The sequence below is a fragment of the Endozoicomonas sp. ALC013 genome (assembly GCF_049310205.1).
Taxonomy (GTDB): Bacteria; Pseudomonadota; Gammaproteobacteria; order Pseudomonadales; family Endozoicomonadaceae; genus Endozoicomonas.
In genome coordinates this window covers 1-10,793 of the sequence record NZ_JBLYNS010000154.1, presented here as the reverse complement: position 1 = coordinate 10,793, position 10,793 = coordinate 1, and the positions used below count along the sequence as shown (strand labels likewise).

The following is a 10,793-nucleotide window of genomic DNA, read 5'->3' as shown; positions in this document are numbered from 1 at the left end:
ATTCGTTTTTCAGAAGAAGAAAGAAGCTTTCCAACTCGCTAACGTTGCTCTCAAGCCCTGTCAGCGGAGGCGCATATTACCGCGCCAGTTTGATTTGTCAACCGGTTGTTTTTCATTCAATCCAAACAACCCATTTTCAAACCGCACTTCCCGGTTAGCGATGATGATTCATTCTGCCGATCCGTGGGTGACCGTTTCAGGTTAGCCCGTGGAAGAGCAGCGCATTCTACGCAGGTGTGGATAAAAGTCAACACCCTGAATTTTTTAACCTCATAAAAAAAGCCGCTATTTAGCGTAGCGGCTTTTTCCAGAACGTTTAATCGGCGTCAGGCTTCCATAGAGCCTTTCAGCTTTTTCATCGCATTCTTTTCCAACTGCCGGATACGCTCAGCAGAGACTCCATAGGTATCCGCCAGCTCATGCAGCGTTGCCTTTTCTTCTGCCAGCCAACGCTTCTGAAGAATATCCCGGCTGCGTTCGTCCAGCTGTGCCAGTGCACTTCTCAGCTGGGAAATCGAACTGTCGGACCAGTCGGCATCTTCAAGCAAAGAAGAGGGGTCTGAGTTATGGTCTTCCAGAAAGTAAGCAGGTGCCTGATAAGCAGTATCGCTATCATCGTCACCATAGCCATCAAAAGCGGTATCCTGGCCAGCCATTCGGCTTTCCATTTCGCGAACCACTTTAGCTTCAACACCCAGATCTTTGGCTACGGCGTCCGCTTCATCATTGGTTAACCAGGACAACCGCTTTTTAGCGCTGCGCAGGTTAAAGAAAAGTTTGCGTTGCGCTTTCGTGGTCGCGACTTTCACAATACGCCAGTTGCGCAGAATAAATTCGTGTATTTCCGCTTTGACCCAATGCACAGCAAAGGAGACGAGCCTTACCCCAACTTCAGGGTTAAAACGCTTAACCGCTTTCATAAGACCCACATTGCCTTCCTGAATCAGATCTGCCAGTGGCAGACCATAGCCGGAATAGCTTTTGGCAATGTGAACAACAAAGCGAAGGTGAGACATGACCAGCTGACGAGCCGCTTCCAGATCATTATGAAAGAAGAGGCGCTCAGCAAGGGTCTTTTCCTGTTCAGCAGACAACACAGCAATACTGCTGACTGACGCAACATAGGCATCAATATTGCGGCCAGGAACTAACATATCGACTGGTTGAAGACTGGTGCCCATAACTGACTCCGTCAAGATACCCTCTTATTTAGACTCTGTTAAAATAGCTGAAGTTCAAACGAATACTAATAATAACAACAATTCGGTTCACAATCGCTATCGACTTTACAGGACATTTTCTTACTTTACACAGTCTATTCTCGGTCAGCCTCCTAGTCAGGTACTAAAGCCTGAAAATGTCGATAGCAGCTGCTCATTGCCCCCAGAACACCAAACGCTATTCCGGCCAGCAACAATACGCCCAACACGCCAAAACCGGGGCCAGATAATACCATCTCGCTATTATACAGTCCGGCAATATTCATCATTTCATGACTCAGGACAGCTAATAATGAAAAAACAATCACTTGAGCCAGAATAGCGCCAATCACGCCATACCAGATCCCCATATAGATGAAGGGCATGGCAATAAAGCCCCGGGTTCCCCCCACCATACTGATAATTTTGATTTCATCACGCCGACTTTCAATACTGAGGCGCACGGTGTTGCTAATCACCAGAACCACGGTAAGCCCGAGAATCCCGCCAAGCATGATGGCAAAGCGTTCAAGCATCGTCAAAATTGCCTGCAGCCTCTGTACCCACTGCCGGTCCAGCCGAACCTGGTCAACCCCTTCCATTTGTTGATAATGGACCACGGCATCATCCAATTGTTCAAAAGAAGCCTCACTGACAGGCAGCAGCTCAACCACCCCCGGCAATGGATTAAACCCAAGCTGGCTAATTACATCCTGCAGTCCGGCCTTTTGCTGAAAGTCGTTCACCCCCTGTTCCGGTGACAGGTAGACAACTTCTTTAATCAGAGGGTCTTGACGATAATCCGCAATACGTTGATCGATAATTTTCTGGCTAACCCCATGATTGAGGTAAATGGAGATTTTGGGCTGCCCATCCCAGGCGGCCCCCAGCACCTGCACATGACTCACCAGAACAAACAGTAAAACCGGCAGGGAAAAGGCAACCGCGATCAGCAAGCTGTTCAACAGACTGGCCACAGGGTTGTTCAGCAGACGGGTCAGTGCATCCCTGCCCACCTGCCGATGCAGGCTAACGAAAGAGTGCAGTGTCAGGGTTGCTACGGTCTGGCGATTGGCACCTCTTTTGTGGGTATCTTTGGCTTCTTTAGAAACCAGGCTTCCCGCACTCTTTCCAGCGGTTTTGCCCATACCCGCCTGTTCATCCACTGTGTGCCGACGACCATGTTGCTGTCGCCTGTTGTTCTTACTAAACAGACTCACTGAACCTCCTGGTCTGCAACCAGCCTGCCATGATCCAGGGTCAAAATACGGTGTCGCATCCGGGCCACCAGCGCCAGGTCATGACTGGCAATCAACACGGTAACACCCACCTGATTAAAGTTCTCAAACAGCTTCATGATTTCCGTGGACAACTGCGGATCAAGGTTTCCAGTGGGCTCATCCGCAAGAATCAAAGCCGGGCGATTCACGACTGCCCGCGCCAGGCCAACCCGCTGCTGTTCACCACCGGACAGAGCCACTGGCAATAACTTTTCCTTATTTAATAACCCGACCATATCCAGGGCAGCGCGAACCCGACCAGCGCAATCACTGGGAGAATAGCCTGCGATCAGCAGTGGTAAAGCGACATTTTCAAAAACAGTACGATCAAACAACAGCTGGTGATCCTGAAAAACCACACCAATATTGCGGCGAAGATAGGGAATCCGGCTGTTCTTCAGAGCCCGCAGGTTATGACCTCCCACCCAGACCTGACCTGCACTGGCCCTCTCAAGAAGCATAATCAGCTTCATCAGGGTACTTTTTCCTGCACCAGAATGGCCTGTCAGAAACGCAATCTCTCCCCGCTCCAGGTGAAAACTGACCTGCTCAAGGCCAACATGACCTCCCGGGTAACGCTTGCTGACACCGTCAAAGCGAATCATCCAGCTGTCCTTAATCTATTGGATGGTATTCAAGTCACCAACACTCTAATGAGCGACATTTGTCGCTCATTGCAGGTCATATCAACCTTCCCGGGAAAATAGCGCTTTAACAAATTCCTTAGCCGAGAAGGGTCTCAGGTCATCTATCTGCTCACCCACGCCCAGGAAACGGATTGGCAGTTTCATCTGTTTGGACAGCGCGAAGATCACCCCGCCTTTAGCGGTTCCATCCAGTTTGGTCAGGGCCATGCCGGTTAACTGCACCGCTTCATGGAACAGACGAGCCTGGCTCAGGGCATTCTGCCCGGTGCCCGCATCCAGTACCAGTAACACTTCATGAGGCGCATCAGGGTCCAGCTTCCCAAGCACCCGCTTCACCTTTTTCAACTCCTCCATCAAATGATCCTTGTTGTGAAGGCGGCCAGCGGTATCGGCAATCAGGACGTCGATATTGCGGGCTCTTGCTGCTTCGAAGGCATCAAAGATAACGGAAGCACTGTCAGCACCGGTATGCTGGGCAACCACCGGAATCTCATTGCGCTCACCCCACACCTGCAACTGTTCAACCGCAGCCGCACGGAATGTATCGCCAGCCGCGAGCATAACCTTGCGGCCTTCGGACTGAAGCTTACGGGCCAGCTTGCCAATCGTGGTGGTCTTGCCCACACCATTAACGCCCACCACCAGGATAACAAAAGGGGTGTCCTGTTTCGGGATAACCAGTGGCTGGTCAGCCGGTTCAAGAATATCAGCAAGCTCGGATTGCAGCGCAGCCATCAGGGCATCCGCATCATCCAGCTCTTTGTACTTAACTTTTCTGGTCAGCTTTTCAATAATGTCAGTGGTGGCTTCAACGCCCACATCGGCGACCAGCAGCTGAGTTTCCAGTTCATCCAGAAGATCATCATCGATCTCCTTTTTACCGATAAACAGTTCTGCAACGCCTTCAACCAGAACGTTACGGGTTTTGCTCAACCCCTGACGCATCCGGGCAAAGAAGCCACCTTTGGCTTCAGGCTTGTTCTCTGGCTCAACCGGCGTTTTTTCGGGCGGTAATTCTGGCTCAGCAACCCGGGGAATTCCAGGGGCAGCAACAACCGGTACTTCTTTGTCAGAAGCCTCAGGTGCTTTATGAGTGGATTCAGGATGAACAGGCTTATCTTCAGTGCCCTGAAAGACCTCAGGCACAATCTCAGGCACAATCTCAGGCACAATCTCAGGCACAATCTCAGGCACAACGTCAACAACACCGGCTGAAGACTCAGAAGCCGACTCAGCAGTAACTTCCGGTGTTTCTACAGTGGATACAACGTCTTCTACTTCAGGCTCAGCCTTTGCCTCTACCTGTTCTTCAGAAACTTCATCCCGGGAACGTCGACCCCAGGGCCAAAAACTGCGTTTGGCTTTTTTCTCATCGTCTTTGCGCGAACCGAACATAGACTACTTCTATAACCTTGGTGGGAGCGCCTGATGACTAGGAGCCTGTCCGAGAATAGACTGCCCTACTGCGGTGGCAGCAAATTGGTCTAAAAATTCCGTTTTGTTCGGCAAATAGCCCCGCTATTCACCTCACAAAATGAAATTTTTATCCTCAATTTTCTGCCATCCTCGCTACGGGGACGCCTAGTCGGGCGCTATTCTCGGACAGGCTCCTATCAGGATTGCCATTGATCTGAAGCCTGGCCGGAGAAGTCCCCGTAACAGGCGATGAAACGCAATGACAATCCATCATGCAGGCTATGGATAATCGCTAATCCTATCTTAATTCAGACTGTCACGAAACGAACTTTCTCAGGGAAAATAGTCCATCTTTCATGAACCCGAATGGAACCATCCACAATAAAAAACGGCGACTTCGGGTTACTGGAAGTCTGACACTTTTCTCCGGGTTTGTTGTATTTCACCAGACTCTGCTGTCTATACACACCAGGATGACTGGTAACTCCATGACCTGAAGCGATGAAACGAGTATGCTTACGCTCCCTGTTGATCCCCTGCCCGGCTGGAGCCTGTTAATGCCTCGCAAGTCTCGAAATCCCAAGCATCCTGAATCACGCGCTAACACCGGCCCTGCTCATACCGGTGGTGGTCTGCTGCGGATTATTGCGGGTGAATGGCGCAGTCGTAAGTTACCCGTAGCCAATGTACCCGGCTTGCGCCCAACATCAGACCGGGTAAGAGAGACAGTATTTAACTGGCTGACCATGATGACACCGGGAGCCAGGGTGCTGGATGTATTCAGTGGTACCGGCGCACTGTCCATGGAAGCGCTTTCCCGGGGCGCATCGTCAGCAGTGCTGCTGGAAAAAAGTCCGGTTGCCGCAAGAACGTTGAAGAGCAACCTTGCACTGTTAAAAGCTGAGCGTGCCAGGGTGATTGAGTGCGATAGCCTTACCTGGTTAAACCAACCGGCTGAAACCGGTTTTGACCTGATTTTCCTGGACCCACCGTTTCGAATGAACCTGCTGGAGCCTGCTTGCCAGCTGCTTGAAAGCAATGGTTACCTGAATGAAAACAGCCATATTTACATTGAGGTAGAGAAAGAGCTGAACCCTTTGCCAACCCCGGAGAACTGGCAGCTGGAAAAGTGCAAAACCGCAGGACAAGTAAGCTTCAGCCTCTGGTCGCGCATGAAAAAACAACAATAACCAACGTCTCACATATGGACTTACCGAAATGATATCAGTAATCTGTGCGCGGCTGATCTTTATCAAATAAACAGTACGTCTGAACGCTGTATCATCCACAGGCTTACCATTCAGTAGGCCGTGGCCGGATGTCTCTTTTATGACTTTTAAGTGCAAGAAAGCACGAAAAGCTGCTTTAAAGAACGGCTCATGGTGATTTAGACGCATTGCTAATCTAAGAATGAACCTGAAAACTCTAAGGAGCAGTTCCCCATGAAACAACCCGTACGAATTGCGGTCACAGGTGCAGCTGGCAACATCAGCTACTCTCTGCTGTTCAAAATCGCTGCCGGTGAAATGCTGGGACCTGATCAGCCTGTGATTCTGCAACTGGTTGAGATCCCACAGGCTATGGACAAACTTCGTGGCGTTGCCATGGAGCTGGAAGACTGCGCCTTCCCACTGGTTCACGGTATCAGTCTGCACGACAATCCGTTTGATGGTTTCCGTGGCATTCATTACGCCATGCTGGTCGGTGCCCGTCCCCGTTCCAAGGGTATGGAGCGCGCCGACCTGCTGGAAGCCAACGCCGTTATCTTTGCCGAACAGGGCAAGGCGCTGAACGAAGTGGCTAACCGTGACGTTAAAGCCCTGGTGGTGGGTAACCCGGCAAACACCAACTGTCTGATATTGTCCCGCAATGCGCCCGACCTGGCACCATCCCAGTTCTGCGCCATGACCCGACTGGACCACAACCGTGCACAGGGCATCCTGGGTAACAAACTGGGGGTTAATCCTGCTGATATCGAAGGGGTCTGCGTGTGGGGCAACCACTCCCCAACCATGTACCCTGACCTGCACCACGCCCAGGTACTGGGTGATGAAGCGGCCATCGATATGATCGATGAGCAATGGTACAAGGAAGAATACACCCCTCGTATCCAGAAGCGTGGTGCCGAAATCATCGAGTGGCGTGGCCTCTCCAGTGCCGCCTCCGCCGCACAGGCCGCTCTGGACCACATGCGTGACTGGGCCCTGGGCAGCGATGGTCGTATTGTATCCATGGGCATAATTTCCGATGGCAGCTACGGTGTTGCCAAAGGCATCTACTACTCTTTCCCTGTCGTTTGTGAATTTGGCAGCTACCAGATTGTTCAGAGCCTTCACATTAACGACTACGGTCAGTCAATGATGAAGAAAACTGAACAGGAGCTGTTAGAAGAAAAGGCAGCGGTAGATCACCTGCTGCCTGAAGAAACGGCTGCCTCCCGCGAAGCGTTGAGGACGTCCAGCCGTAGCGGCCAGACTGAATTTGATGCAGGTATCGATACCGGCGAGTCATACTACAAGGCTGACCGTATCTGCTGAGCAGTTTGCCTGGTCAGTGATACAAAAATACAGGAAAGGCTCTATGTGAGCCTTTCTTTTTGTCTACGTCATCAACACAAGAAAACAGACAATAAAAATTATTAAATAAACCATTAGCGCCCAAGAGGGAAACAACAATGACCGCTGCCGAACCCATTATGTCCGAGCACAGGAAAGTGACCCGGCAAATCCCCCCTCCCCTGGAAGATCTGCTTGCCGCCCAGAAGAAAGCCTTTCTGCAAGACCCTAACCCCAGCTATCAGGAGCGGGTGGATCGCCTGAAGGCCCTTAAGAAAGCATTGTTGAGCAATAAAGACGCATTACTGTCTGCTTTGGATGAAGATTTTGGCGGCCGATCCAGAAGTGAGTCATCACTGACTGAAATCATACCGAACCTGGGCAATATCCACTACACGATCAAGCAGCTTAAAAAATGGATGCAACCCAGCAAGCGAAAGCTGAACCCTCAGTTATTACCTGCCTCAGCAAAAGTCGTGTACCAGCCCTTGGGCGTGGTCGGTATTGTGGTGCCCTTTAACTACCCACTGTTCCTGTCTCTAAGTCCATTGCTGACGATTCTTGCCGCCGGCAACCGGGCCATGATCAAGATGTCGGAATTCACACCAAAAACCTCGGAGCTGGTTGCCCGAATCATTGAGCAAACATTTCCTGCTGATCTGGTCACCGTCGTTTGCGGTGATGCACAAGTGGCAACCGAGTTTACCAGCCTGCACTTTGACCACATTATTTTCACCGGTTCGACAGCGGTCGGTCACCATGTTATGCAAGCCGCTGCAAAAAACCTGACCCCGGTAACCCTGGAGCTCGGTGGTAAGTCACCGGTTATTGTGGATAACGACTTCCCGATTCAGGAAGCGGCAGAAAGAGTCTGCTACGCAAAAGCCCTGAACGCCGGTCAAACCTGCGTAGCGCCGGACTATATTCTGGTGAAAAATGACCAGAAGGCAGCCTTTATTGAGCACTATCTCAACGCCTTTCGAAAAATGTACCCAACGGTCAACGGAAATAATGATTACACCTCGATCATCAATGACCGCCACCACCAGCGATTATTGAAATTACTGGCTGATGCCAAAGCGCAGGGCGCAACCATCCACACTCCGGGCAATGAGGAAATTAACGACGGAAGCCGCCGGATCCCCATCCACTTAATTGAGAATCCAACTGATAATATGGGCGTTATGCAGGAAGAAATTTTTGGCCCGCTGCTTCCTGTCATCGGCATCGATAGCCTTGATGAAGCCATTCAGTTTGTCCAGCAACGACCCAGGCCACTGGCACTCTACTACTTCGGTTCTGATACAAACAATCAGGAAGCCGTATTGGCACAGACCCACTCTGGCGGTGTCTGTATTAATGAGTGTTTGTTACACGTCGCTGTTGAAGATATGCCGTTTGGCGGCATTGGCCCATCAGGCATGGGACACTACCACGGCCATGAGGGCTTCCTGACATTCTCCAAGGCCAAGTCGGTGTTAACCAAAGGCAAGCTGAACAGCACTAAAATGATCTACCCGCCCTATGGCGGCTGGCTGCAGAAAAAAATGCTGGGGTTCCTTTCCGGCCAGAAATAGACCCTGCCTCTTTCAGACTTTGGGGCCGCTTGCCAGCGGTCCTGCAAAAACTGGTTCAGACGTTCAGGTACGTATTTTCACTGAACACCAGAAACTTACGAAGATGATCAATTTCGTCGGCACTGAAATCCATCGAGTTATTACGCAAGTTCCATTATTCCTTATGCAACTCAGGACATAGGAACTTTTGCGGGATAAATCAGTCTGAAAGTAAAGTACCAATTTTCTGTCAGGTTAACTGCCAACAGAGTATGGGGTGGAAGCAGCTTCTATTTTGAGGAAATACGCAGCATGAATCCATGTAATGCACTGACTTTACCGTTAACAACCGTTAAACAATTTGCCCAACGGGCATCGGATTACACCTGTACTTGTCCAGATGACTTCTCTAACGAATGGGCTTGCCCGATTGTCATGAGCACAATTCCCTCTGGCCTTTTAGGTGGTCTCATAGGTTGCGTTCGCGGCGGCGAAATGGGTTTACTGGCCGGTGCATATGCTGGCGGTGGTGTTGGTGCAACCCTCACCACCTGTTATCTTATTGCCTGCTATGGTAGCGAGTGCGTCAAGCTTCGGCAGCGACAGATCACCACCTGTACCAAACAGTACTCCCTTGCCAATGGGCAGCAACAGAGCCTGAAGCTACCATCGGCACCACCTTTATTGGGAGCAGAAAGTTTAGATGCTAACTCTAACTGCACAACGCCTGTTCAGTCCCAACCAGAACTGATGAATCCGTTCCTATTATCAGGCAACGGCATTCAGAGTGACCCTCCAGTATTTTTACAGCCTGATATCGCCGGGAAGAAATCAACCACGGGGTTAGCGTGTCCCTTCTGTCCGGGTTCACAGACAAACTATGTTTGACAAACAGGTGTGCGTTCATCGTGCTGCGGCAAGGCCCTGGCCAGGGCTTGTCAAGCTGAATAAAGAGATAATATGTCAGTCAGGGTAATCCAGTCGTATGCTCTACCCACTGTTTAAGTTCGCATTGCAGTTTAACATTCTCAGACTTTTAACATGAATCTGTACACTTAATAACCATTCCAGCGCAATGACTATATAAACGCATAACTTCTGAAAATTCTCATATCCTCAACATTAAGTGCCCCAGAACGCTGATCATTTGAACCCTTTTGACTATTTCGTTAACATGCCCTTTTACTAAAAAAAGGTCGACATATTCGCAGATCAGTGAATGACGTCAACGGGAGTCTGTCCAGCAAATTACAAGACAGTTTTCTGGTAAACAGCAGAACTCCTGAAATGTTTTGTATCTCTGATCAGTTGTTGGATTTGTGGCCGGAGAGTCATTTTTAATGATCAAGGTAATCTATCCTGGTACGTTTGATCCTATTACCAAGGGTCACATGGATCTTGTTGAAAGAGCGGCCAAGCTGTTTGATACCATTGTTATTGCCGTTGCTGAAAGCCCCAAGAAAAAGCCACTGTTCGATCTGGAAACCCGGGTCAATCTGGCCAAAGAATCCATCGCTCATCTGCCAAATGTTCAGGTAACCGGCTTCAGCTCTCTGCTTGCCAGTTTTGTGGCGGAGCAGCAGGCCCAGGTTATTCTCAGGGGGTTAAGAGCCGTTTCTGACTTTGAATATGAATTTCAAATGGCCAATATGAACCGGGTGCTGGCACCCAAAGTGGAAAGCCTTTTTCTGACACCAGCAGAGCAATACTCCTATATTTCCTCTACACTGGTTCGGGAAATAGCCTCTCTGAATGGGGATATTTCCAAGTTTGTATCACCATGTGTTCAGAAAGCACTGACAGATAAGTTCAACGGAAACTGAGATACTGTCCGTTATTCATTTGTTTTTACAAGCTGAAAGGTAGCCAGGAGCCTATGGCTTTAATGATTACTGACGATTGCATTAACTGCGACGTCTGCGAACCGGAATGCCCGAATAGTGCTATTTCACCCGGGGAAGAAATTTACGAAATTGACCCACTGCTGTGCACGGAGTGCGTTGGCCATTATGATGAACCTCAGTGCCAACAGGTGTGCCCGGTAGACTGTATTCCGAAGAACCCGGACTGCGAAGAAACTCAGGATGAGCTGATGGAAAAATATTTGATCATCACTGCTGCCTGACAATACGCCGCAAAT

General features: G+C 50.0%; 11 protein-coding genes. 7 read left to right on the top strand and 4 right to left on the bottom strand.

The genetic code is table 11. The features are described 5' to 3' along the window. Positions 1-205, top strand: a 205-nt coding sequence (locus ACO6V1_RS20150; protein WP_422468219.1) for a hypothetical protein, incomplete at its 5' end; no start/stop codon positions are given. Between the two features lie 121 nt (positions 206-326). Here ACO6V1_RS20150 and rpoH read toward each other — a convergent pair. From rpoH to ftsY, 4 genes are all read right to left on the bottom strand, one after another. Next, a complete protein-coding gene (rpoH, locus tag ACO6V1_RS20145; protein WP_422468217.1) occupies positions 327-1,181 on the bottom strand; it encodes an RNA polymerase sigma factor RpoH in 855 nt (284 codons plus the stop codon). Positions 1,182-1,333: 152 nt separating this feature from the next. Beyond that, a complete protein-coding gene (ftsX, locus tag ACO6V1_RS20140; RefSeq protein WP_422447061.1) occupies positions 1,334-2,419 on the bottom strand; it encodes a permease-like cell division protein FtsX in 1,086 nt (361 codons plus the stop codon). After that, the gene (gene ftsE, locus ACO6V1_RS20135; protein ID WP_422447063.1) at positions 2,416-3,084 is read right to left on the bottom strand and encodes a cell division ATP-binding protein FtsE; all 669 of its coding nucleotides are present in this window, start codon (positions 3,082-3,084) and stop codon (positions 2,416-2,418) included. The genes ftsX and ftsE overlap by 4 nt, the downstream gene beginning before the upstream one ends. Positions 3,085-3,165: 81 nt before the next feature. Beyond that, a complete protein-coding gene (gene ftsY / locus ACO6V1_RS20130; RefSeq protein ID WP_422468215.1) occupies positions 3,166-4,521 on the bottom strand; it encodes a signal recognition particle-docking protein FtsY in 1,356 nt (451 codons plus the stop codon). 533 nt (positions 4,522-5,054) lie between these two features. Here ftsY and rsmD point away from each other — a divergent pair. From rsmD to ACO6V1_RS20100, 6 genes are all read left to right on the top strand, one after another. Next, on the top strand, positions 5,055-5,732 hold the full coding sequence (gene rsmD / locus ACO6V1_RS20125) for a 16S rRNA (guanine(966)-N(2))-methyltransferase RsmD (RefSeq protein WP_422463149.1): 678 nt from the start codon (positions 5,055-5,057) through the stop codon (positions 5,730-5,732). 252 nt (positions 5,733-5,984) lie between these two features. After that, positions 5,985-7,079 (top strand): malate dehydrogenase, encoded by a 1,095-nt coding sequence (locus ACO6V1_RS20120; RefSeq protein WP_422468213.1) that lies wholly within the window; start codon positions 5,985-5,987, stop codon positions 7,077-7,079. Between the two features lie 137 nt (positions 7,080-7,216). Then, positions 7,217-8,674, top strand: coding sequence for a coniferyl aldehyde dehydrogenase (locus ACO6V1_RS20115; RefSeq protein ID WP_422463151.1), 1,458 nt, complete (start codon positions 7,217-7,219; stop codon positions 8,672-8,674). Positions 8,675-8,965: 291 nt separating this feature from the next. Then, the gene (locus ACO6V1_RS20110) at positions 8,966-9,541 is read left to right on the top strand and encodes a hypothetical protein (protein ID WP_422468211.1); all 576 of its coding nucleotides are present in this window, start codon (positions 8,966-8,968) and stop codon (positions 9,539-9,541) included. Between the two features lie 452 nt (positions 9,542-9,993). Further along, positions 9,994-10,476: a pantetheine-phosphate adenylyltransferase gene (coaD, locus tag ACO6V1_RS20105; protein ID WP_209200829.1), complete on the top strand. Its 483-nt coding sequence runs from the start codon at positions 9,994-9,996 to the stop codon at positions 10,474-10,476. Between the two features lie 53 nt (positions 10,477-10,529). Further along, positions 10,530-10,778 carry a YfhL family 4Fe-4S dicluster ferredoxin gene (locus ACO6V1_RS20100; RefSeq protein WP_101745606.1) on the top strand — a complete coding sequence of 83 codons (249 nt, stop codon included), beginning with the start codon at positions 10,530-10,532 and terminating at the stop codon, positions 10,776-10,778. The last annotated feature ends 15 nt before the right edge of the window (positions 10,779-10,793 follow it).

Bases quoted from the DNA above. Each gene is read 5' to 3' on its own strand.
- rpoH (WP_422468217.1), bottom strand. From the start codon at position 1,181: ATGGGCACCAGTCTTCAACCAGTCGATATGTTAGTTCCTGGCCGCAAT.
- ftsE (WP_422447063.1), bottom strand. From the start codon at position 3,084: ATGATTCGCTTTGACGGTGTCAGCAAGCGTTACCCGGGAGGTCATGTT.
- ftsY (WP_422468215.1), bottom strand. From the start codon at position 4,521: ATGTTCGGTTCGCGCAAAGACGATGAGAAAAAAGCCAAACGCAGTTTT.
- rsmD (WP_422463149.1), top strand. From the start codon at position 5,055: ATGCTTACGCTCCCTGTTGATCCCCTGCCCGGCTGGAGCCTGTTAATG.
- ACO6V1_RS20120 (WP_422468213.1), top strand. From the start codon at position 5,985: ATGAAACAACCCGTACGAATTGCGGTCACAGGTGCAGCTGGCAACATC.
- ACO6V1_RS20115 (WP_422463151.1), top strand. From the start codon at position 7,217: ATGACCGCTGCCGAACCCATTATGTCCGAGCACAGGAAAGTGACCCGG.
- ACO6V1_RS20110 (WP_422468211.1), top strand. From the start codon at position 8,966: ATGAATCCATGTAATGCACTGACTTTACCGTTAACAACCGTTAAACAA.
- coaD (WP_209200829.1), top strand. From the start codon at position 9,994: ATGATCAAGGTAATCTATCCTGGTACGTTTGATCCTATTACCAAGGGT.
- ACO6V1_RS20100 (WP_101745606.1), top strand. From the start codon at position 10,530: ATGGCTTTAATGATTACTGACGATTGCATTAACTGCGACGTCTGCGAA.